The 22,377-nt window shown below is 50.4% G+C and carries 20 protein-coding genes, 1 pseudogene and 1 riboswitch; of the genes and pseudogenes, 10 read left to right on the plus strand and 11 right to left on the minus strand.

Annotation, left to right across the window (positions count from 1 at the left end; all coding sequences use genetic code 11):
- Positions 1-8: 8 nt before the first annotated feature.
- Together menB and K1I37_RS13185 are read right to left on the minus strand one after the other, a co-directional pair.
- Complete coding sequence (gene menB, locus K1I37_RS13180; protein ID WP_021295346.1) at positions 9-827, minus strand: 1,4-dihydroxy-2-naphthoyl-CoA synthase; 819 nt, start codon at positions 825-827, stop codon at positions 9-11.
- 169 nt (positions 828-996) lie between these two features.
- Positions 997-1,917, minus strand: coding sequence for a 1,4-dihydroxy-2-naphthoate polyprenyltransferase (locus tag K1I37_RS13185; protein ID WP_021295347.1), 921 nt, complete (start codon positions 1,915-1,917; stop codon positions 997-999).
- Between the two features lie 245 nt (positions 1,918-2,162).
- Between K1I37_RS13185 and K1I37_RS13190 the strand changes: the two genes are divergently transcribed.
- A complete protein-coding gene (locus K1I37_RS13190) occupies positions 2,163-3,338 on the plus strand; it encodes an IS110 family RNA-guided transposase (protein WP_021294825.1) in 1,176 nt (391 codons plus the stop codon).
- A gap of 194 nt (positions 3,339-3,532) precedes the next feature.
- Positions 3,533-4,453, plus strand: coding sequence for a magnesium transporter CorA family protein (locus K1I37_RS13195; protein ID WP_021295559.1), 921 nt, complete (start codon positions 3,533-3,535; stop codon positions 4,451-4,453).
- Positions 4,454-4,582: 129 nt separating this feature from the next.
- Here the strand turns inward: K1I37_RS13195 and fdhD are convergent, their stop codons facing one another.
- From fdhD to K1I37_RS21555, 5 genes and pseudogenes are all read right to left on the minus strand, one after another.
- Entirely contained in the window at positions 4,583-5,401 is an 819-nt protein-coding gene (gene fdhD / locus K1I37_RS13200; protein WP_021295558.1) for a formate dehydrogenase accessory sulfurtransferase FdhD, read from the minus strand.
- Positions 5,398-5,889: a helical membrane plugin domain-containing protein gene (locus tag K1I37_RS13205; RefSeq protein WP_021295557.1), complete on the minus strand. Its 492-nt coding sequence runs from the start codon at positions 5,887-5,889 to the stop codon at positions 5,398-5,400. Before K1I37_RS13205 ends, fdhD begins: the two co-directional genes overlap by 4 nt.
- 139 nt (positions 5,890-6,028) lie before the next feature.
- Positions 6,029-6,841, minus strand: coding sequence for a VOC family protein (locus K1I37_RS13210; RefSeq protein WP_021295556.1), 813 nt, complete (start codon positions 6,839-6,841; stop codon positions 6,029-6,031).
- Between the two features lie 69 nt (positions 6,842-6,910).
- Complete coding sequence (locus K1I37_RS13215) at positions 6,911-8,794, minus strand: thioredoxin domain-containing protein (RefSeq protein WP_021295555.1); 1,884 nt, start codon at positions 8,792-8,794, stop codon at positions 6,911-6,913.
- 76 nt (positions 8,795-8,870) lie between these two features.
- Positions 8,871-9,032, minus strand: a pseudogene (locus tag K1I37_RS21555) (DUF255 domain-containing protein); the annotation flags it as partial.
- 275 nt (positions 9,033-9,307) lie between these two features.
- Here K1I37_RS21555 and K1I37_RS13220 point away from each other — a divergent pair.
- The 3 genes from K1I37_RS13220 to K1I37_RS21905 all read left to right on the plus strand — a co-directional run bounded on the left by K1I37_RS13220 (position 9,308) and on the right by K1I37_RS21905 (position 11,688).
- On the plus strand, positions 9,308-10,624 hold the full coding sequence (locus K1I37_RS13220; protein WP_242215904.1) for an IS1380 family transposase: 1,317 nt from the start codon (positions 9,308-9,310) through the stop codon (positions 10,622-10,624).
- Between the two features lie 260 nt (positions 10,625-10,884).
- Entirely contained in the window at positions 10,885-11,397 is a 513-nt protein-coding gene (locus K1I37_RS13225) for an Rpn family recombination-promoting nuclease/putative transposase (RefSeq protein WP_021297780.1), read from the plus strand.
- 78 nt (positions 11,398-11,475) lie between these two features.
- Entirely contained in the window at positions 11,476-11,688 is a 213-nt protein-coding gene (locus tag K1I37_RS21905; protein WP_081654207.1) for a PD-(D/E)XK nuclease family transposase, read from the plus strand.
- A 357-nt stretch (positions 11,689-12,045) separates the two neighbouring features.
- Here the strand turns inward: K1I37_RS21905 and bioB are convergent, their stop codons facing one another.
- The 3 genes from bioB to K1I37_RS13240 all read right to left on the minus strand — a co-directional run bounded on the left by bioB (position 12,046) and on the right by K1I37_RS13240 (position 15,249).
- Positions 12,046-13,041: a biotin synthase BioB gene (gene bioB, locus K1I37_RS13230; protein ID WP_021297782.1), complete on the minus strand. Its 996-nt coding sequence runs from the start codon at positions 13,039-13,041 to the stop codon at positions 12,046-12,048.
- A gap of 103 nt (positions 13,042-13,144) precedes the next feature.
- Positions 13,145-14,200, minus strand: coding sequence for an aldo/keto reductase (locus K1I37_RS13235; protein ID WP_021297783.1), 1,056 nt, complete (start codon positions 14,198-14,200; stop codon positions 13,145-13,147).
- 131 nt (positions 14,201-14,331) lie between these two features.
- Complete coding sequence (locus tag K1I37_RS13240; RefSeq protein WP_021297784.1) at positions 14,332-15,249, minus strand: AraC family transcriptional regulator; 918 nt, start codon at positions 15,247-15,249, stop codon at positions 14,332-14,334.
- A 235-nt stretch (positions 15,250-15,484) separates the two neighbouring features.
- Here K1I37_RS13240 and K1I37_RS13245 point away from each other — a divergent pair, with 235 nt between their 5' ends.
- A complete protein-coding gene (locus K1I37_RS13245; RefSeq protein ID WP_021297785.1) occupies positions 15,485-15,892 on the plus strand; it encodes a VOC family protein in 408 nt (135 codons plus the stop codon).
- A 369-nt stretch (positions 15,893-16,261) separates the two neighbouring features.
- On the opposite strand, the gene K1I37_RS13250 is transcribed toward K1I37_RS13245, so the two are convergent.
- Positions 16,262-17,488, minus strand: coding sequence for an IS256 family transposase (locus tag K1I37_RS13250; protein WP_206923068.1), 1,227 nt, complete (start codon positions 17,486-17,488; stop codon positions 16,262-16,264).
- Positions 17,489-17,796: 308 nt separating this feature from the next.
- Between K1I37_RS13250 and K1I37_RS13255 the strand changes: the two genes are divergently transcribed.
- From K1I37_RS13255 to K1I37_RS13270, 4 genes are all read left to right on the plus strand, one after another.
- Positions 17,797-18,252, plus strand: a complete 456-nt coding sequence (locus tag K1I37_RS13255) for an RNA polymerase sigma factor (RefSeq protein ID WP_021294878.1) — start codon at positions 17,797-17,799, stop codon at positions 18,250-18,252.
- Positions 18,249-19,280: a DUF4179 domain-containing protein gene (locus tag K1I37_RS13260; protein ID WP_021294877.1), complete on the plus strand. Its 1,032-nt coding sequence runs from the start codon at positions 18,249-18,251 to the stop codon at positions 19,278-19,280. The genes K1I37_RS13255 and K1I37_RS13260 overlap by 4 nt, the downstream gene beginning before the upstream one ends.
- A gap of 274 nt (positions 19,281-19,554) precedes the next feature.
- Positions 19,555-20,466, plus strand: a complete 912-nt coding sequence (locus K1I37_RS13265; protein WP_021294876.1) for a COX15/CtaA family protein — start codon at positions 19,555-19,557, stop codon at positions 20,464-20,466.
- Positions 20,467-20,551: 85 nt separating this feature from the next.
- A riboswitch (ZMP/ZTP riboswitch) is annotated at positions 20,552-20,632 on the plus strand.
- The gene (locus K1I37_RS13270) at positions 20,627-21,958 is read left to right on the plus strand and encodes a serine hydroxymethyltransferase (RefSeq protein ID WP_081653906.1); all 1,332 of its coding nucleotides are present in this window, start codon (positions 20,627-20,629) and stop codon (positions 21,956-21,958) included. It overlaps the preceding riboswitch by 6 nt.
- Positions 21,959-22,377 lie beyond the last annotated feature (419 nt).

Here is a 22,377-nt window from a genome sequence, read left to right on the forward strand (position 1 = left end):
CCGCCCCATTAGGGAAGTCTGCCAAACTTCGTGAAGTCGGGCTTCCGCTTTTCGAGGAAGGCATTTTTCCCCTCTTTTGCCTCTTCCGTCATGTAATACAACATTGTTGCGTCACCAGCCAACTGCTGCAAACCAGCCGCACCATCGGTATCGGCATTGAAGGCCATCTTCAAGAAGCGAATGGCAATTGGGCTCTTTTCAAGAATCTCGCGCGCCCACTGAATGCTTTCTTCTTCCAGCCGATCCAGCGGCACGACTGCGTTGACCAATCCCATATCCAGCGCCTCTTGTGCAGAGTACTGGCGGCAGAGGTACCAAATTTCCTTCGCCTTTTTAATGCCGACTGTCCGCGCCAACAGCGACGCGCCATACCCTGCGTCAAAGCTGCCAACTTTCGGTCCGGTTTGCCCAAACCGCGCATTGTCCGCCGCAATGGTCAAATCGCACACCAAATGCAGGACGTGTCCGCCGCCAATCGCATAGCCTGCGACCACAGCGATCACTGGCTTCGGCAACTGCCGAATCAACCGTTGCAAATCAAGAACGTTCAACCGCGGAATCGAATCGCCACCGACGTATCCGCCATGACCGCGCACGCGTTGGTCGCCGCCGGAACAAAACGCGAGATCTCCAGCGCCGCGGAACAACACGACACCCGTTGAAGCATCGTCGCGGATATGTTGAAACGCATCAATCATCTCGGCAACCGTCTCCGGCCGAAATGCATTGCGCACCTCTGGACGATTAATCGTGACACGCGCAATTCCTTCTGCACGTTCATAAATAATATCGGTATAATCCTTCACTTTTTCCCACTGAAGTGTCACGCCAAACCCTCCCGAATCCACTCAAGGCTTCCCGTCGAGTGGTACCTCACAACGCCCATAATTATAGAACTTGTCCCAACCAGGGTCAAAAAAAGCCGTCCCCCGACTAGGTGACTAGTCAGCGCAGACGGCCTTTTGGATCACAGATTTTAACACAGGTACATAAACCTTACAGGCGGAAACTGATAAACAAACCGACGGACAAGAGCAACCCGAAAATCGTATTGGTCTGTGCAGTCGCCTTCATCGCCGGCATCATTTGCATCGGCAAACGTTTGCCAATAAAGCCCGTCACCGCTTGAATCGGTTTCGGGACACTCAAGAGAACCAGCAGCAACCACGGGCTCGCATAGCCAAACACGACCATGCCGATAATCCACAGGTAGGCGACGACAAAGGATACTGCCAACAGCGTGACCGCCCCTTTGTGCCCAACCAAAATCGCCAATGTCTTGCGGCCGGAACTCTTATCCCCGTCCAAATCTCGAATATTATTCGACATATTGATAGCACCGACGAGAATCGCGATCGGAACCGAAATTAAAATACATTCCGTATTGATGTACCCGGTCTGAATAAAGAATGAGATCAGGATGAACATCGCACCCATCGACAAGCCAGCGAACAATTCACCAAGCGGCGTATACGCGATGGGAAGCGGCCCCCCCGTGTACAAATAGCCAATCAGCATGCCGATAGAGCCAATCAGCGCCAGCCACCAACTACTGCTAATACACAGGTACACACCAATCAGCAAGGCAATCAGATAACAGCCAAGCGCCATCCGAAGCACAGTCTTTGGTTGCAAGCCGTCGCGGACAATCGCGCCGCCAATACCAATCGAATGCTCCGTATCCAAACCCCGCTTGTAATCGTAGTACTCGTTAAACATGTTCGTCGCTATCTGGATGAACAGACAAGATAATAGCATCGCGACAAAACGCAATACGTGTAAGTGCGCGAATGACAACGCGAGAACCGTACCAATCAGCACCGGGACAAAAGAGGCCGTCAGTGTGTGTGGCCGGGTTAATTTCCAGAGCACATGACCAAGTTGTCTATCTTGCGAAACATTCTCCTGCAGTTGCATGACACATCTCCTAGTATATTGATGTCACGTACTCCAAAGAGTTTTGAGATAAAATTCTCGTAGTGGTCGGGGTACTACGAACCTCTCCTTGGGACCATTGGTTCTCGACTTAAAGAGTGTAGTCCCCGCCTTGCGAGCGTTACGAATGAGCTGGATGTTGAAGGGTTTATACCCTATCTCCGAATCTCAAACTAGGTTGTAGATCGCAAGGTTGTGCGGATCCGACCCATTTGGAGGTACGTGCAATGTATTTTGTTGGTATTGATATTGCTAAGCGTAATCATGAAGCCTGCATGATCGATTCAACTGGGCAGAGCCAAGGCAAGACTTTGCGCTTCCCAAATACTCAGGCTGGAGGCCAGAAGCTCATTCAGTGGATGCAGAATGTCGATCACGATTTGTCATCCACAGAAGTCGCAATGGAGGCCACTGGTCACTACTGGTTGGCTCTACACTCGTTTCTCCGTAAACATGGCATACGGGTGCGTGTCATCAACCCCATTCAGTCGGATGCCTTTCGAAACATGTACATTCGACAAACCAAGAATGACACGAAGGATGCATTCATCATTGCTGAAGTGTTGCGCTTTGGACGATACAGTACGACAGAACTCGGCAGTGATGAAATTGTTGCCTTGCGTCAATTGAGCCGATTCCGATTCAGTCTGGTAGACTCAATTTCAGACCTAAAGCGACAGGTCATCAGCGTGCTAGATATGCTGTTTCCCGAATACGAGCGACTCTTCTCAGACCTATTTGGTAAGACGTCCTCCGAATTATTGATGGAATACACAACACCGGAAGAGATCCTTGCCGTAGATACAGAAGAACTGGCGGCCTTCATTGCCAAACATAGTCGGAACCGTCTCGGACTGGACAAAGCGGAAGAACTCAAATCTGCCGCTGCTGCGTCGTTCGGCATCGACACAGCACTGGACGCGTATCGACTGCAATTGCGCCTGCTTCTCCAGCAGATTCGCTTCACAGAGGAGCAATTGGATTCACTGAACAGTGAGATCAAAAAGCGTCTCGAAGCCGTGGATACCAACCTTGTCACAATTCCAGGTATAGGTCCCGTCTTGGCTGCTGCCATTCTCGGTGAAATTGGCGATATAGCCCGATTTCCAACTGGCGTAAAGCTCGTTGCATTCGCCGGAATTGACCCTACAGTGCGTCATTCAGGAGAATTCACCGGAACGCGCAACCGAATGTCCAAACGTGGCTCACCTTATTTGCGCCGAGCCATCTGGCTTGCCGCAAGTGTCGCGAAGGTACACAGTCCAATTCTCAGAGATTTTTACGAACAGAAGCGGGCTCAAGGGAAACACCATTTAGCTGCAACCGGCGCCGTGGCGCGTAAATTGACATACATCATTCATGCCGTCTTACGGGATAAAAAGCCATACGAGCCAATCGCGTAAACCGAACGTCCCGTCTGAATATTCACATCAAGTCTGCTTCTGACAGGCTTATATAGATGCGTCCAAAAATCACTTCCCTTCATTGTTCTTAGAACTCAATTGAGTGCTTGACATTAGATAGCTGGTCTTTCCGTCAATATCTTACTATCCTCGTCAATAGATTGGGACACACTCAAACAAGTCAGGTGAAAATCATGCTGGTCTGTCGCAACAACGAAGTCATGCGCATCGACAATCGAGCGCCGCAGGAAGGTGAAATGGTATTTCTGACGCTGCTCAAACCAAGCGACCAAGACATCCGTCAAACAGTTGGCGAACTGTTCCAATGCCCCGCGCAAATTGTCGACGACTGCCTTCAGGAAGGTGTGCGTCCGCGCCTGCACACGCATCACGATATCGCATACTTCCCTTTCTTTTTCCTGCGAGACGACTGGCAACTCGTCGAAATCTCCGTTGTCATGGGGCCGCAATTTATCATTGCCATTCTCAAGGAGCCCATGCCGTTTCTTGGAGAACTAGAGGAGGAATTTGATAAATCTCCAGAAAAAATGCACAGCCCAGGGCGAATCGTCTATGAATTTCTCGATCTCTGCGTCCACCATTACCTGGACCTAGTCGACAATATCGAAGAGACGGTCGACACGCTCGAGTCGCAAATCTACGAAAACCCCGAGTCATCCGTCGCCTCGACGATTTTCTCGCTCAAGCGCACCTTACATCACGTCCGGCGCGTGTTCAGTGACGAGCGAAGCGTCGTCGAAAGTCTTATGCATATGGGCTTCTCCTACAGCAAACCGGAGGAAAACGTCTACTTCATGGATCTCTACGACCACATCAATCACATCGTCGACGACGTCGATAGTTTCCGCGAAGCGCTTTCGGGGTTGTTGGAGCTGCAGATGGCTATCAAGAGTGATCGGATGAATTCCATTATGAAGACCTTGACCATCGTCAGCACCTTGTTTATGCCATTGTCGTTCATCGTAGGGTTGTACGGCACCAACCTCAAAGTACCGGAGTACAGTTGGCATTACGGCTATCTCTGGCTTTGGGGATGGATTCTCGTATCGGTCATTGTGCTCTTCATCATCTTTAAGCGACGCAAGTGGTTATAGAGGGAATCCTTACAGGAATACAGGTACCGGACGGAACAGCGCCATCATGCGGGCAGCGGTTCCCGGTCGACCATCCGCTGGTCGCACCTGCCGGTACCTGACCTGTAAATGCAACACGTCACGCCGCACTTACTGACGAATGCGCCAAGGGTGCGTATAGACGTTAAATGAACGGCCGCGAACGAACCCGACCGCAGTGATACCGAGCTCATCAGCCATGTCAATGGCGAGCGCGGTCGGTGCAGACCTCGCCACAACAATACCGACACCGATTTTCGCCACTTTCAAGAGTACCTCGGAAGAAATGCGTCCACTAAAGGCGATGACGGTGCCTGCCAACGGAATCTCTTGCTGCAACACATGGCCAAAGATCTTATCGAGTGCGTTGTGACGGCCAATATCCGTGCGCGCCAAAACGAGTTCACCCGGCCTGCAAAGCGCCGCCATGTGTACGCCACCTGTCTCGTGAAAGAGCGTCGCTTCTTCGTCCATGGCGTCAAGCACGGCAAATACCTGATCTGCAGTCAGTTGTACATCGTCATCGACATGCTTGGCGGTGACAGCATCGTTGTGAAAATAGAAGCTCTGCCGTCCCTTTCCGCAGCACGAAGCGATATAGCGTTTGTTGTAAAACTCCTGGTTGAATGTCACCTTGTGCTTCGTCGTCACCCGTGCAGTGCCCATAAAGCGACTGATAGCAAGCGACTCAATCTGGTCGGCCCGGCGGATAATGCCTTCAGACGCCAGAAATCCCACAACCAGTTCTTCCATATGCGTCGGTGTGCAAACGATAGTCGCCAACTCATTTTCGTTCACAAAAATAGTGAGGGCATACTCGGATGCAATCGCATCCGTCGTCTCTACGAAAGCGCCATCTCGAAACTGCACAACCGGCTTTTCCATGCGCTGCGGCATGTCGTGATTCGGTTCTGCGGGCACTGAACTCATCGCGCTGCGCCTCCAGCCTCTGTTTCCCCAAGCGCACGGCCCATGCCCTTTAGGAATGACGTGACAAACGAGAGCGCCCGACTCACATCCGGATCTTGCAGCGTGGCAAGCAAATCGTACAAGCCGAATTTCTCCTTCGGCGCTGTCGACGCAGCTGCCTCAAGCCCACCGGACACAGCCGCCATTGCGGTATTCAGCGAATTTTTCTCAACGGTCCCCACCGCTTGCAACAACGTGACGGCATTTTTCATACCGCCAAGGTACTCCTGCCGTTTGATGAGTTCCAAAACGACGCGCATGACGTCGTCTCCCTGTTCAATCAGCGCGCGCAACAGCGGCAGAACCCCGCGTTCCTCCAAATCCTGCAGTAAGTAAAGCGCTTCAACGACGCCTTCAGACGCCTCGCGTTTCGCGCGTTCAATCGCGGCTTCTGCGTCGCCCAACTGGTCAATCTCGCCATTTGCGATAGCTGTGGTTGAATCGGCCACCCTCGGTACCCCCTAATTAAGCGATTGCAACCGTGAGCACATGGTCTTCACAACAACCAGCGCCCACGTCCTGCATATCCATCTCATGCTTCACACTATCAAAGGTAACTCGCCGCGCTGCAGAATACAAGCAACCGGACTACTCGCCACGTATCACGCGAACCGACAAGCCATAGAGTAGCTGCCTACCCTCCACAAACGTCTCATCTACGCCACGGCGCGCACGCAACACCAGTTCAAACGGCCGCTCACCGTGCAGCGCCAGCACGCGTGCCGCCTCCTGCGCACGCGGCTCCCAAAAATAAACGTCCACGTCACCGAGGTGCGCGACCAAGCCCTGCCCGCGCACCGGATCCTTTACAGGCAAAAGAGGCACCGGAAAATATTCGGCCCACCGCGCCTGAAAAGCCGTCAAGGACTCAACCACCGAATGGACAGCGCCCAGATGATACGGTTGCTCTTTCGGGAGCGCCCCACTGTCCACGAGCGATTGCATGCGCACCTCGTCCGGCTCCCCCCACTCAATGAGAAACGGCAATTGAAAACCGCGACCCAGCGGCTGCTTCGGAAACAGCATTCGCCACGAGAGAATCGTGCCATCCGGGCGCTTGCGTGAAGCCTCGACTGGGCCGTCAAACGCACACCCCTTGGCCCGCCAAAACTCGGCCACCTGATCCATCTTGGAGGTCCGCAGCGCGAACTGCACGGGAGATTCTGCTACGCGCAGCGCCGCGAGGACGCGCGCACCAAATTCCGTCTGCGCAGCTGTCGCTTCATCCCGTACGCCAATCCACTCAATATACGGCAACCCTAGATAACAAAGGGTGTTGTAGGTTCCCCACTGCGGATGTGTGCCACCGTCCACCGTCGTGAGCCCAAAAGCGTCCGTAAACGCCTGGCGCACCGCCTCAGGGCTGTGCACCGCGTGCAAGAGGTGATCAAACTGCAACATCTAAACGCCTCCCCATTGGCGCATGTCGAGATTCCTCGGTTTCAGCTTTGCCCCGATTCGCCAACCAACTCAGCGCAACTGCGGCGGATTCACCCGCACATGCGCAATCGCCGTTCGCCAATCGTGTACAGGCCGCTCACAAGCGAAGTGACGACACACGTAGAGCGTCGTCTCGCCGCCTTCTACCGGATACACCTGTGCCTCCGAAACGCGTGCGCCCGGCTTGAGCACCACGGCCTCCGGCGCAAAAACCTCGTGCCAGCATTCGAGAAACGCGGCCACCTCGTTGTCGCCGTGCGCTTCTGCGAACACCACTTCGGTCGATCCCGCCTCGACCAACATCCCCGCCATCAACAGATATAAATGTTCGGCCGGCGCCTCATTCAGAAACTCGCCAAACGCAGCGAACAGTTGGTCGACTTGCTCTGCCAGGTGCGCCTCGCCAGTGATGGCATAGAGACGCACGAGGTTGTACGCAGCGACCGAATTGGCGGACGGCGTCGCACCGTCATAAGCGGTTTTGGGCGCCGCAATCAACCGCTCGGCATCTTTGCCTGCCAAGAAGTAGCCGCCTTGTTCGTCGTCCCAGAACAACTCGTTCATCCGCATCTGCCAGTGCATCGCCCGACGCAGGTAATACGCGTCCAGCGTCGCCTGATACAATTCGAGATAGGCCCAGACGAGATACGCGTAATCGTCCGCGTACGCGAGAATCCCCGCTTCGCCCTCCCGATAACGCGCCAACAACCGCCCGTCGTGACGCACCAGGTGCTCCTCGACAAACGACACAGCGCGCACCGCATTGCCAATGTACTCGGCGTCGCCAAGCACCGCACCTGCCTTGGCGCATGCAGCAATCATCAATGCATTCCAGGCAGTCAGCACCTTGTCGTCCGTGCCTGGCGGCGTGCGGTGCGCCCGCCATTCGAGCAACACTTCGTTCGCCGCGTCCAATTTCGCCCACAACTCATCCGCCGTCAGTCCATTCGAGGCCGCAAACGACGCGACATCGACATCAATTCGGTTGGGCACACTGTAGCCCTCGAAGTTGCCCTCTTCGGTGATGTCATAGAAGTCGCAATACAACGGCGCCAACTCTTCGCCAAGCGCCGCTTCCACCTCATCCGGGCGCCACACATAAAACCGCCCTTCCTGCCCTTCACTATCCGCGTCTTGCGCCGCGTAAAATGCGCCCTCCTCGGACATCATCTCGCGCGAGAGATAACTCATCGTGCGCCGGATGAACGTGCGATACGTCTCATCGGTCGTCACCTGGTACAACTCGGTCGCCGTCAAGACGCCCAAGGCGTTGTCGTACAACATCTTCTCGAAGTGTGGAATGCGCCATAGTGCATCGGTCGAATAGCGCGATAAGCCGCCTCCGACGTGATCGTGAATGCCACCCCGGATAATCCCGTTCATGGTCGTCGTGGCCATGGTGAGTGCCTCTGCATCGCCGGTAAAGCGGTGGTAGCGCAACAAAAACATCAATTGGTGGAACGACGGAAACTTAGGCGCATCACTAAACCCGCCATACTCCGGGTCAAAGCGTGCCGATAGCTGCTCAAACGCCTTGTCCACCGCTTGCCGCGGCTCAAACGTCGCTGGCGCCGCCGCAAAAATCGGCTGCATACGGCGCGTGATGTCCGCGCTCGCCTCGCGAATCCGCTCTCCCTCGTTCGCCCACTTATCCGCCAACTGCTGCAGGATGTCAATCAGCCCTGGCCGACCGTAACGCGAAGTTTTCGGAGAATACGTCCCAGCGAAAAACGGGTGCCCATCCGGCGTCATGACCACCGTGAGCGGCCAGCCGCCCTCGCCGGTGAGCGCCTGGCAGTAGGTCATATAGACGTGATCGATATCTGGACGCTCTTCTCTATCCACCTTAATCGCCACGTAATGCTCGTTGAGAAACTTTGCAACTTCGTCGTCTTCAAATGACTCATGTGCCATCACGTGGCACCAATGACAGGTCGATTACATGCTCCTATATATGTAAGGTCGTACTATTCATAGCCCCGCAGGGCTACGAATAGCCGATGGACAGAAAGACGGGCTTCGACTCGCGGGCGGCCTTCTGGAAGGCTTCCTGCCCCCATGGGAACCAGTCGACTGGGTTATAGGCGTGCTGGAGAAGATACGGAGACTTCTCGTGAATCAACCGATTCGGCTTTCTATTGTTATCGGACATGACCGCAACTCCTTAGTCAAAGAAAAATATGGTACAAAGTAAGTATACCCCTTCCTCGACGAAGGCATCAAAGAACACGTCTGTTAAAGCCGATGCCTTGTTAGGTGAAGTTCCGCTGAACAAGCTGGCATAAGCAATTTCATCAGGAACCATGATCCCGGATTTCGACGATTGTGTCCTCATGAACTGGTGTGAATAATTGAAAAGGTGCTCCCCGTATGGCTAAGATGAGTTTGTCGAGAACCACATCTTCGCTAGGAAGGAGCACCTTTTGGGTGAAACAATATAATCATACACGAAGTCAGTTTGCTCGTAAAAGCTCTACAATTCATACTCGCTACGATTTGAATGCCGCCACCTCCTTTGGCGGTGCAAGTGGTCTCATAGATTTCGTTTTGGGAACGGGTATTGACAGGGAGTTTTGGGTACATGGATTACGCAAGGGCAGAAACACCCAGTTCCACATGGACGATATTGCTCTGACCGTCATTTTCGGTTCCTTGCTGGGTCAGGAACGGATTTTCCACTTTGAGGACATCGAACAAGATCCCCTGTTGAAGCTGAAGTTGGACGTGCCGAAACTGCCTGATACGACTCTGTTGTATAAGGATCTGAAGCGGCTCGGTTCCGACGCTGGCATCAAAGCGATACGTTCGGCGCATAGACAAATCCTAAGGTCACTTCTCCCCAAAGGACAAGGCATCGTGGTCGATATCGACTCCTCTGTAGAGACTGTTTATGGCGCGCAGCAACAGTCCGCTGTTGGATATAATCCACACCATCACGGACGAGCGAGTTTCCATCCCTTGCTGGCGTTTGATTCACTCACTGGTTGTTGTCTCTATGATGAGTTGCGCTCTGGTGACGCCCATACATCAGATGGATTTGCGGATTTCTACAAGGCGATGAAAGACCAGTTGCCGGATGGCGTCAACATTCGTGCCGTCCGCATGGATAAAGGGTTTACCGGAGAAAAAGTGTTTCAGATATTGGAGCAAGATCAGCGGGATTACGTCATCAAACTGAAGTGGACCAAGCGACTCGCACAGTTGGCGCAAGCGCCAAATCTCCTCTGGCACTGCATCACAGAGAGTGACCGGGAACATTGTGACGTTACTTCCATCATGTATCAGGCAACATCCTGGGACAGGCCTCGGCGGGTCGTGATTGTGCGTCGCTTAGACATTGACCCCCAGGAGTGCCTGTGTGCGGATTGGCTCTGGGAATACGAGGCGATTGCCACAACGTTTGACTGGAGCGGCGAGGATGTATGGCACTTCTATAACTTTCGTGGTAACGCTGAGAATCACATCAAGGAAGCCAAATATGGATTTGCCATTGACCGATTCTCCAGCCAGAATTTCGATGCCAACAAAGCGCTGCAAGGTCTAAAGCTACTTGCGTATAATCTACTCCTGCTGTACAAGCACGTCGCGCTTCAACCAGGGGTGCGACAGTGGACCGCCGGACGGCTCAGACGAAGACTATTCCATCTACCTGGGATTCTAGTGCGTCATGCACGCCAGTGGAGCATTCGTCTTCCCGTGTATGCAAAGCATCGGTCGTTGATCATGCTTCATGCCGCCACGTAGATTTTTCTTCCAATTGAAAAAGTGGAGTTCATAGCCTGGCTTGGGGAGGGGGGAATTGTGTCCATTGCTCTAGTTCCGTACCATGATTTCGCCGTGTTCGCTAACAAATCCACCAAATACTTGAAAACATGCCCCGGTCAATGACCTCAATCACCTAATCGTCGAAATCCGGGATGATACAATATCCCTAGATATCTCATGCTCGAACTGCGGACGGAACTCGGATCAATATCGAGATCCAACTCGACAACCGTTACGACATGGAAAAACGCACACTGTATTATTGGGCCTGTATTTTTTCGGATCAGATGCAAAAAGGCATGGCGTATGCAGAGCTTGCCCAAACGATCACAATTAACATCTTGAACTTTCGGTATGTCAAATCATCCAATCAATATCATTCAACGTTTCACATATATGAAGATACCGAGCGGTTTCCGCTCACTGACGCATTGGAGATCCACTTCATGGAGATTCCAAAATTGCTGGTGAGTTGGCGTAACCATACTGCAAATCCTCATGAGGACCGATTGGTTCGCTGGTTGCTGTTATTGGAAGCGGCCGACAATGAAGAAATCCGCAACGAATTGGAGGAAATTGCGATGAAGGACCCCGTGATGAAGGAAGCATTTGAGAAGTGGGAAGACATCAGCCGTGACCCCCATGCACTGGCAGAGTATCATTCGAGGCGCATGGCGATACTGGATGAAGCTGCTGCAATTCGGAAGCTGAGTTACGTGAACAAAGAGCACGTGAAGAAGGAGAACGATTGAAATCAATTGTGATCGCCAAAAATATGTTGGCAGAGGGTATGGAAGTTGAGTTGATAGTCCGGCTAACCGGACTTTCCGTTGAAGAAATCAATAACCTACGCAGGGATAAATCAAACTAAGAAGAACCCTATTTACTGGTCGAAACTGTATGGGGGCCAATTGGTGGAGAGTGGGGCTTATCGAAACCTCTGTCACACAGTGACCATTAACATCTTGGGGTTCAATTATGTTGACAATGACCGTTACCACAATACGTTCCACCTAAGAGAAGACAATACGGACTCATCCTGACGGATGACATCGAAATTCATATGATTGAACTACAGAAGTTGCGCTGTCTATCGCTACTACGCCAGGGCGAAAGGGAACTCAAATCTCTACGGAACGGGGTGAATCGGCTCATCTTAATATCCATTCCTTCAGTCAGAAGATTCAGCGCAATCTCTCGCGCCTCGTCGCAAGTATTCTTGTATCACGGTAAACCAAAAGAGCCGACATGCCTTGCAAAGACTGTGTCGGCTCCCTCCTACTGTAGCAGTTATAATTTTTCTTCCGGTTAAATCGAAAACTTCCCTGTTACTCTAACGTTCCAGCTTCGTCGGGATAAATCGATGCCAATTCCTTTCGTTCGTCTCGATTCTGGGCACGCTAAAGTGCGGATTCCTCTATCTCAAATCCGAGGTCTTGAATCATGTTCCAATCGGCTTCCGGCAATTGCCCCTCTGTTGTGAGATAATCACCGACAAAAATGGAATTGGCAGCATATAAGCCGAGCGGCTGTAGATGACGCAAGTTCACCTCGCGTCCACCTGCAATGCGTATCTCCTTGGATGGATTCACGAAGCGCATCATGGCAAGGATTTTCAGACAAGTATTCGGCGTTAACTCGTGGCGATCCGATAGTGGAGTTCCTTTAATTGGGTTTAAGAAGTTGCAAGGAATCGAATCGGCGTCAAGCGCCTTCAGCGCGAAGGCCATATCCACGCGTCCCTCTTCCGTTTCCCCCATGCCAAAGATGACACCGGAGCACGGTGAAATCCCGGCAGATTTCACATGTCCCACAGTATCCAGACGATCAGAATAGGTATGGGTTGAACAGATGTTTTCATAGTTCTCCCGATTCGTATTGAGGTTGTGATTGTAGCGATGAACACCGGCGTCCGCCAGTTTTGACGCATGCTCTGGACTGAGAAACCCTAGACAACAACAAATTTTCAAATCACTCGTGGCGCGAATTTCACGCACCGCGTCAGCGACTTGATCAATTTCGCGATTCGACGGGCGTCTCCCGGACATCACGATGCAATATGTACCTGCTTTGCGGCGCTGCGCCTCTTGCGCACCTGCAAAAATAACTTCTTTAGACAGGAGTGGATATTTTTCGATAGGAGCGGTGGAAATGGCAGATTGAGAACAATAAAAACAGTCCTCTGGACACATCCCCGACTTCGCATTGACAATCATGTTCAATTTCATCTTTGTGCCAAAGTACTTGCGTCGAATCAAAAATGCTGCGCTCAGGAGATCAAGAACCCGATAATCAGGCTCGCGCAGTATTTCGAGCGCTTCGTCATAAGAAATCTCGTACCCTTGGTTCACTTGCTCAGCTAGCTCTAACCAGTTTCTCGCAGTTGTATTTTTCAAAGCACGGCACCTCATTTGCTCCAATTGTTAACTACGAGTATACACAAAGTTAACAATTGGAGCTAGCAGGGTGCTGACGGAAGCCAACGTATATTCGTTTAACTCATCTGGAAACCGGCGAAATTGCGACACGTAGTCCAACGGATGCCGCCGTCTCGGCTATTCCCTTCGGATCAGAATTTTTCACCATTGGATCGACGCGAGGCGTATACAATGCTTCTAGCCGTTCTGCTTCTTCATCAGTCAAGGTGATCGAGAGTGAGTGAATCGCCTGGTCGATATGACTGGTTTTGAGCGATCCGATGATAGGCGCTGCCACAACTGGGTTACGGTATAACCAGGCAAGCGAAATTTCGGCGCGACTGACACCGCGCTCTGCCGCTATATTACCAATCTCCTCGATAATCTTCTGATCAGCCGCCGCAGTTGCTTCATACAGCTTAGCAGCCGCCGGTTCGGCTTCAGCGCGAGCGGTTACTTCGCCCCAAGGACGAGCCAATCGACCGCGAGCAAGAGGACTATAGACAAGCGTTTGAATACCTTCGTCGGCACAGAGCGGAATCATTTCATTCTCTTCCTCTCGCGCGATCAAATTGTAGTTGTGTTGCATCGATACAAACCGAGTCCAACCGTTCATTTTTTGGAGATGAAGCGCCTTCGCAAACTGCCACGTCCTCATTGTTGATGCGCCTAAATAGCGCACCTTCCCCATTTTGACGAGATCGTGGAGTGCTTCGAGCGTTTCTTCCCACGGAGTAAATGGATCAGCGCGATGGATCTGATAAAGGTCGATATAATCGGTTCCAAGGCGTCTTAAACTGTGATCGATCTCAGTCATAATTGCTTTTCGCGAAAGGCCGAACGCGTTGGGACCTGAGCGCATGGGCGCGCAAAGTTTTGTGGCGATAACGACATTTTCACGTTTCGCAAAATCTTTGAGTGCTTTGCCAACGATCTCCTCGCTCGTCCCTTGCGAATACATATTGGCAGTATCAAAGAAGTTTATACCAACTTCAACGGCGTATTTAATCAAGGCACGAGCTTTTTCCTCACCAAGCGCCCAAGTAGGATGTCCTTTTGAAGGATCTCCAAACCCCATGCAACCAATACAAATCGGCGACACTTCAAGGCCGGTGTTGCCCAACTTAATATATTGCATATATAGCCTCCTCGAGAATGATTGTCCTTACGCCTGCATATAGATTGTAGGATCTTCGTTCGAACAACCGTTAACCCGATCTTGTCAAAAAGATGCCCAATCCTATCACCTACAGCCAACCGCTCTTCACACTAATTCATCCCTTTGAGTCGCTTCATATCCGCTCTGGGTGAGTATCCAAACATGCGGGCGTACTCACGGCTGAATTGCGTCGGACTCTCATAGCCAACTTGAAATGCTGCGTGCGCGACATCATCTGACTCGGAGGACATTAATAGACGTCTGGCTTCCAAAAGCCGCAGTCGCTTTTGAAACTGAATCGGGCTCATGGCGGTTATTTGCTTAAAATGCCTATGAAATGACGGGACACTCATCTTGGCGATATTCGCCAGAGTCTCAATGCGTAAGGGTTCCTGGAAGTGGCATAGGACGTGTTGAATTGCCTTTTTGATATGAAAAGTGGGACTCTCGTCCGTCGCGATTTGTCTTAATGCGTCGCCATGTTCACCATGAAGTATTCTGTACAAAATTTCTTTTGTATAAAGTGGACAAAGGACAGGGATATCAGTCGGTGAATCTAGCAAACGAACCAGCCTCACGACAGCATCCAACAAAGCCACATCTAGTTCGGCCACGTACATGCTACGTTTGGACGTTCGCCTCGGATTCCTTTTGAGGTCGTCGTCACTGAATAATTCTAAAATCTGGCTTGGTGTGAACTCAATTTTGCACGACAAAATTGGAAGATCAGCAGATGCTTCTACGACCTCACTGATAATGGGCAAATCCATAGATGCGACAAAGTAATTCGTCGGGCCAAACCTGAAGCGGCTGTCACCGAGTATTACGTCTTTCGCGCCCTGCGCGACAAGACAGAGTGAAGGGTTATAAAGTCCATAGGGAGGCCCATTTAAGGTGGACGAGTGAGGCGTGCTATAACGCGAGAAAGTCAGAAATGGGATTTCAGTAGGTTGAAAACCTTCCCTGTCGGTATGGCGCTCAATCAATTCAGCAAGCTCTTTCCCCAAATAATCCATTAGGTGAGGCATAGAATCCTCCTAGGCAACTTAGGTTCTTCAAGTTTTAATAGTAAGGTTTCCCACTTTTCGGTGAAAGCGTACGTGATAGGATTAGGCAGGTATTTGACACAACCGAGCAAGGATGATCCCCAACTGCTTCTATTTGTGCCGCCGTGCGATTCGTGTGACAGAAGTAGGTAAAGAGAGTTTTCTAAAATATTTTGATATCATAATTAATGAATACCTTGAGTGAGGTGACAACACGATGGAGAAAGCGTTTGACCATCTCGGAATTGCCGTGCGGAATATTGACGAGACCCTTCCATTCTACCTTCACGTACTAGGTGGGGTATTGATGGATAGATACACTGCTGAGACCAAAGGAGTCGAGGTTCATGTTGCCGCCATTCGGGTTGGCGACATGCATGTGGAATTACTCGAGCCAACAAATCGCGAATCACCCATTGCCCGATTTATGAGACAGAAAGGACAGGGGGTTCATCATGTGGCGTATCGTGTGCCAAACCTAGAACAAGCTATTGAAGAAGCAAAACGAGAAGGCGTACGTTTTTACGAGGAAACGTTACGGATAAACGCACGAGGGCGTCGACTCATCTACATGCATATGGCCTCAACGTCCGGCACCCTAATTGAGCTGTGCGAATATCCTTAATGACATGAGCTGCTATCACCAGTTCATAAAAGTATGCACTGGTGAAGCACCTTAAAAACTTAGGCTCTATACACTTGTTCTGATACACAATTATCGCGTTGCTCAGCAACAATCCGGCGACAGAGATAAAACGGATTGCATATTTCAAGTACAGCAGACACGCCTCCTTTTTCGACTGTACAAAACCATCCTTCTACTCAGCCAAAATTCAATGTTGCATTCCTCCACAATCGTGAGTTCACCTTCTGTTCAAATTCCATCGGAAAGCAAGGCCTTCCTCGCAGCTCGTGCAGCAGTGACCAATCAGAGAAAGGGGATTCGGTAGTGTCCCGTCAAGTGGTGTAAATTGAGTGCAACCCCTAGTGTTAGCTATTTATGCAAAACTGACGTTGGAGCTAGTAACTGCTGTTCATCAGTGCCAATGAGTTTTGCCATAGACTCTCGGCTGAAGTAGCGCCTTGCAACTATCCATTCATCGTTCTGCTCTTGGAGAATCGATCCTCCAAGGCGCAATACAGACTCTCGGTTGGGGAATATGCCAACCACATCAAAGCGCCGCCTTAGTTCACGATTTAAGCGCTCAAGTGGGTTTGTCGAGCAAATCTGCTTCCAGTGCTCCTTCGGGAATCCCATGTATGCTAATACGTCTTCCTCTGCACGTTCCAGAACACCCATCGCTTTTGGAAACTTTCCTTGAAGTTGTTTCACAACGACAGATAATTGCTGTTTGGCGGCTTCCTGCGTCGGCTGCGCAAAGATGGTCCGGACAATGGATGAGACCATCGCTTGTGACGCTCTAGGCACCTGGCTGAGAATATTGCGCATTGTGTGGACACGACAGCGCTGCCAGGTCGCTCCAGTCAGCGCAGAAGCAATGGCACTACGCAGTCCTTCGTGCGCGTCGCTAATTACTAACTGTACGCCACGCAATCCACGTGCAATCAGACTGCGGATGAATGTGAGCCAAAACGCGCCGTCCTCGCTGGTGCCAATGTCAAATCCCAATACTTCACGCTCACCGGTGTTTCGCACACCAATGGCAATCACAAACGCCATGCTCTGCACCCGTCCGCCTTCTCGCACTTTCGGGAAAGTGGCATCTAGCCAAAGATATGGATACGTCCCCTCCAGCGGGCGGTTTTTGAAGTCCTGCACTACATCGTCGAGTTCTTTACAGATTCGAGACACTTCGCTTTTGCTGATTCCTTGAATCCCCATAGATTCGACCAACTCATCCACTTTACGAGTGCTCACACCATGCACATACGCTTCTTGAACAACGGACAGAAGGGCTTTTTCAGCCTTCCGCCGAGGTTCTAGGATACTTGGGAAGTAACTCCCTTTACGAAGCTTGGGAATCTGCAAATCGATCGTTCCGACACGAGTATCCCATTCTCGTTCTCTATACCCATTACGGCTGTTGCTACGCTTCTCACTACGCTCATATCGCTCAGCGCCAATCAGGGAGCTCACCTCAGCCTCCATCACTGCTTGGGTGAGAACCCTCAGCCCTTCTTTCAAGAAATCCACATCACCATCTTCTAATCCGATCTTGCGAATTAACTCCAAAAGTGCGATCTTATCCGTATAAGCCATCGAAGTGCCTCCTCTACTGATTGCTGCACACTTTTAGTAGATTGCACTCGATGGCTTTTTCGTCAAGATTCAGCCTCCTGAAGAATTTACACCACTACTTGAGACTTTAACGGGGATTCTTCCAGGATTAACCTGAACGTAGAGAAATCTACGTTCAGGTTATGCAAGAGCGCAGAGAAAGCTATTGTGCACGAATCTGCTGCAGGACACGCCCTGACCGATATCGTTACCTTACTTTAATCAACGAAACAGTACTAATTCCCGATCCATCTGGATTTTCTGGGAGGCCGTGGAACGATTGCGCCATCGTGAACGTGGATTTCGTGAAGGATAGGTTACAAGAGACGTTTATCCAAGTTTTCCGGAAATACCATATGTACGATCCCTCCAAACCATTTGAGCCATGGTTGTACCGGATTACCGTAAATACTTCCAGAAATATGATGCGCAAGCAAAGATGGTTATCGTTTGTACCTGAAACAAGTGATCAAATTGACCTGGAAGCACCCACACCAATCGAGAATTTATTAAGTAACGAGACAGCCGCCGTGATCAAACAAGCAATTGACCAATTGAACTTCAAGAGTAGAGAAGTCATCATTTTACATTTTTTCGTTGGCTTAACGTTGAACGAAGTGGCCGAAACATTGGGAATTCCGCTTGGAACGTGTAAGTCCCGGCTAAATTCTGCATTGACCAGATTACGGAAGTATTTGGGGAATCACGATTTTTTTGAGTTGGAAGCGCGAGGGGGATGGGCATGAATTCTGATATTCAGAAATCACTCAAGGAAATCGTCGAACAAGCGTCACCCTCGGTGTCTTTTGAACAAATTTGGAATCAATATAAATATGAAAAAAAGAAAAAGAAACCCGCACTGCACCGCCTCGTCCGCCGAGCTACCATTTCCGCTGCTGCATGTGTGCTTGGTGTCACTGGTTGCGGATTAGGATTATCGTTCTTATCTCCTGGTATTGCATTAGCCATGGACAAGTTGCCAGTTGTGAACCAGGTATATGATTGGTTTGGAGATCCAGGGTTAGATCAGGCGACCGTGTTTGAGGATAAGGTACACATCGCAGCGACTGATCGGGGAATTACCTTTACGATTACGGATGTATACGATGATCAAGGTCGTCTTTCTCTACAATACCAGATTAGCTCATTGTATCGGCCTCTTCCGCAGGATCCAGCTGCACCGGATATGAATTTCTATTTAAACGGTAAGCCGCTCAAGATGACAACAAGTGGCGCCACAGGGCGAGTGTCTTCCCAACTATGGCATGGAGTGAACGAAGGTTATCCAAATCAAGCTTTACCGAAGCAGTTTAATCTTCAAATTGTCATTCACAAACTCGGAAACAAACATGGGTATTGGGAAGTTCAAGTCCCCGTGTCAGAGACGAAGGCAATGAAAAATACCGCGACATATACACCGAAACTGAGCAAAACGTACAAAGGTATCACGCTGAGTATTGATCAAGTGGCTGTTACGCCAGCTACTGTGATGGTTGATTACCATTACACGAAGAAACAAAAATCAAACGTCGACCTCATCCTAAACATGTCATCCGGTGGTGCATCAATCATTCCGATTATGGGTCGCCAGGACCGAGAATCCATTCATGGAGGAACTGAGACAGTATACGCCACAGCTTTATATGAGAAGCCCAAGCACTTAAACAAGGAAATTGGGATTCTGCCGGAAAATGACCCGACACCTTCAGCCGGATCGACAACGAGTGAAAGTGACAAACTCACAGGACTAGACATTCAAGTGCCATTGCGTTGATGATGCTCACGAAGCAAGAAAAGAGGACAAAGCCAACATGACCCTGCGCATGTTAAGCACCAACACGAATTTGCCTGGAACTAAAGTGATATATCTGCCGCAAAGACGTACAGGCCCACGAGACATCTCACAACGGACGATTCGTATGCTTGAAACGAAAGGTTCTAGTCCGATTGAACCATAAATGAACCATCCAGAACGACCATTTCCCCGCTCAATTTTTTCCGCTATGTTTGTTTACGAAGCACGCTATTTTGACAAAGGATGATTCCGCATGAAATTTCATCACCTAGCTTGGGCAACCACTGTAGTCATTGGCCTACAGATGATTTTAGCAGGAATTATTGTCGGAGAAGACGCCGGGTTTGTCTGTCCGAATTGGCCAGTTTGCGGCCATCCTGTGTCGATTAGCGGATCACTCATGTTTGAATTGGTACACCGCTTTGTAGCGGCCCTCTTAGGGGTATTCGTGATTTGGCTGTTCATCTGGCTACTTGTTTCATACCGCCAAAACCGTGCCATGATGTGGACATGTTGCCTCGGACTCGTTTCACTGCTGATTCAGATTGTCTATGCAGGACTGATTGTATTGTTTGTATTTCCCGGAACCGCCACAACAGTCGACGTACTAAACAGTATGGTCATGCTGTCACTGTTCGTCCACCTCGCCAATTTGGCTCAGCGTGACGATCAAATAAAACATAGCGTAGTTTTGGAAGCTCCAAATCCACAACGTACAGCGCTGAAACGAGCAGCGTGGATGCTATATGTCTGTGGCCTACTGGCCGTCGCAGCTGGTGCCGTTTTCCGCCATACAGGTGCCAGTCAAGCGCTCTTCGGCCAAGACAGTTACATTTCGAGCCACGGTCGCCACGTACCGCCGTCACAAATGCTATCTCAATCGTTACTCGGAATTCACATGGTCACTGCGGTTCTTTTGGTCCTAGCGGGCATATGGTTTGTGCTGACAACCTTCAAGCACAAATACTTGCGAAACGTATCTGTCTTGATTTTTGCCTTCATCGTCATCCAAGGGATCCTCGGCGTTGTATCACTACAGACAGAGCTTGAAATCGTCGTTGTCACGTTCCATTGGGGCGTGGCTGGCCTCATCATCGGCGTAATAGCCTTTGCTTTGTCTCGGTTATATTTACCCGGTGCTAACGCCAAGCAGGAATTGAGCTAATTGAATGTCAAATTACCTTTTTGATGCGATTGTCGCGATGTTGTTGAACACACCACATTATTCGATTACAATAAAAACACAATTCAACTTCAGTAGTGACTGGCGAGTTACATGGAAACCCATGAGGGAACTACTGTCGAAAAAGCCGTACGCCTGGGCGATGAGACTACCATTTATCTCATCGCCCTTTTTGCATTTTAGCAATTGCAAAGGAGAGATAAAATTGACTAGCTTCTCAATAATCCCGGACACTTCTCTTGATGTGAAAGATCCTACCTTATCCGGTTTACTGCGCGAGGAGGAAAACCGACAACGAACAAAGCTGCCGCTTATTCCATCAGAAAATTATGTTTCGCGTGCCGTAAGAGAAGCAACTGGCTCGGTACTCACGAACAAGTACTCCGAAGGCTATATTGGAAAACGATACTACGAGGGACAGCAATGGATAGACCAAGTGGAACAACTAGCAGTAGACAGAGCCAAGGCGGTATTTGGCGTTGAGCACGCCAACGTTCAACCATACTCTGGTTCTCCGGCGAACCTGGCAATTTACGCGGCCTTCTTAAAACCAGGGGACACTGTTATGGGTATGGCACTACCGATGGGTGGACACTTAACACATGGATGGCATGTTTCCGTGACGGGTGGATGGTTCCGGAGCGTACAGTATGGCGTGAGCAAAGAGTCTGGCAGAATCGATCTCGATGAAGTTCGGGAATTGGCGAAGAAAGAACGTCCGAAATTGATATTCTGTGGTGGTACTGCGGTTCCGAGGGAAATCGATTTTTCTGCCTTCGCTGATATTGCCAGAGAGGTTGACGCAATCTTGGTAGCCGACATCGCTCACATCGCGGGGCTCATTGCCGGCGGTGTACATCAAAGTCCGGTCGGCCACGCACCAATTGTCTCGACCACCACGCACAAGACCCTACGCGGCCCTAGAGGAGCCATGTTAATGAGTACCAAGGAATACGCACAATCCTTGGATAAGGCTGTTTTCCCCGGATTACAAGGGGGGCCTCATAATCATACGACTGCTGCCATTGCAGTATGCCTTCACGAAGCCGCGCAACCAGAGTTTAAATTGTATGCGCAGCAAGTAGTACAAAATGCCAAAGCACTGGCGGAAGAGCTCTTGGATAGAGGGTACAATTTAATTAGCGGAGGAACCGATAATCATTTGATTCTCATCGATCTAACTTCCAAGGATATTCTCGGTAAACGAGCAGCAAAGGCCCTGGATCAAGCGGGGATCGTTACCAATTACAACACAATCCCGTATGATCCGCGGAAACCTTTCAACCCCTCCGGTCTACGAATTGGCACACCTGCTGTAACTAGCCGCGGTATGGGTAAGGAAGAAATGAGACTGCTAGCTCAATACATCGATGAAGCAATTCAAGCAGCGAAGCGTGAAAGCGAAATGGAATTGACGCGAATCGCACAGGCAGTGGCGAATTTGGCCGAACAATTTCCTGCACCGGGACTGTAACGGCCAATGTTGGATTTTAGAAATAAAGGCTGCTCCCGTCTGGAAGCAGCCAGATTGCCTCACGTTGTTACTTTGCAAAGCGACTTACTTGCCTGTAAACAAACCTTTCCCATCGGTGTAATCCGTTCGTTCCAGCCAAAACTTCGGCTAAATGCCGTGCGTGCCAATCTGCGATACGTTGGTTGTGACGATGATGCCAATCCGTGATATGTCTGTTATGTCGCTGATGAACCGTGTGCACGTGTCGATGTGTGACACGTGCCCGTTGATGATGACTCAGATCTTCGGGAAGCCCCAACGTGGCGGCGATTTTATTAACGGTATTTCGATGCCAGCGTTGAATGTAGTTCAGCATAAAAATTCACTCCCTTATTCGATGACAAGGACTATCCTCTTACCTTGAAAATCATCGTATATCC

The organism is Alicyclobacillus acidoterrestris (assembly GCF_022674245.1).
Lineage (GTDB): Bacteria > Bacillota > Bacilli > Alicyclobacillales > Alicyclobacillaceae > Alicyclobacillus > Alicyclobacillus acidoterrestris.

What these genes read in the sequence shown, in the direction of transcription:
- K1I37_RS13185 (WP_021295347.1), bottom strand. Translation starts at nt 1,917, where the DNA reads ATGCAACTGCAGGAGAATGTTTCGCAAGATAGACAACTTGGTCATGTG.
- K1I37_RS13190 (WP_021294825.1), top strand. Translation starts at nt 2,163, where the DNA reads ATGTATTTTGTTGGTATTGATATTGCTAAGCGTAATCATGAAGCCTGC.
- K1I37_RS13195 (WP_021295559.1), top strand. Translation starts at nt 3,533, where the DNA reads ATGCTGGTCTGTCGCAACAACGAAGTCATGCGCATCGACAATCGAGCG.
- fdhD (WP_021295558.1), bottom strand. Translation starts at nt 5,401, where the DNA reads ATGAGTTCAGTGCCCGCAGAACCGAATCACGACATGCCGCAGCGCATG.
- K1I37_RS13210 (WP_021295556.1), bottom strand. Translation starts at nt 6,841, where the DNA reads ATGTTGCAGTTTGATCACCTCTTGCACGCGGTGCACAGCCCTGAGGCG.
- K1I37_RS13215 (WP_021295555.1), bottom strand. Translation starts at nt 8,794, where the DNA reads ATGGCACATGAGTCATTTGAAGACGACGAAGTTGCAAAGTTTCTCAAC.
- K1I37_RS13225 (WP_021297780.1), top strand. Translation starts at nt 10,885, where the DNA reads ATGGAAAAACGCACACTGTATTATTGGGCCTGTATTTTTTCGGATCAG.
- K1I37_RS13235 (WP_021297783.1), bottom strand. Translation starts at nt 14,200, where the DNA reads ATGCAATATATTAAGTTGGGCAACACCGGCCTTGAAGTGTCGCCGATT.
- K1I37_RS13240 (WP_021297784.1), bottom strand. Translation starts at nt 15,249, where the DNA reads ATGCCTCACCTAATGGATTATTTGGGGAAAGAGCTTGCTGAATTGATT.
- K1I37_RS13245 (WP_021297785.1), top strand. Translation starts at nt 15,485, where the DNA reads ATGGAGAAAGCGTTTGACCATCTCGGAATTGCCGTGCGGAATATTGAC.
- K1I37_RS13250 (WP_206923068.1), bottom strand. Translation starts at nt 17,488, where the DNA reads ATGGCTTATACGGATAAGATCGCACTTTTGGAGTTAATTCGCAAGATC.
- K1I37_RS13260 (WP_021294877.1), top strand. Translation starts at nt 18,249, where the DNA reads ATGAATTCTGATATTCAGAAATCACTCAAGGAAATCGTCGAACAAGCG.
- K1I37_RS13265 (WP_021294876.1), top strand. Translation starts at nt 19,555, where the DNA reads ATGAAATTTCATCACCTAGCTTGGGCAACCACTGTAGTCATTGGCCTA.
- K1I37_RS13270 (WP_081653906.1), top strand. Translation starts at nt 20,627, where the DNA reads ATGAGACTACCATTTATCTCATCGCCCTTTTTGCATTTTAGCAATTGC.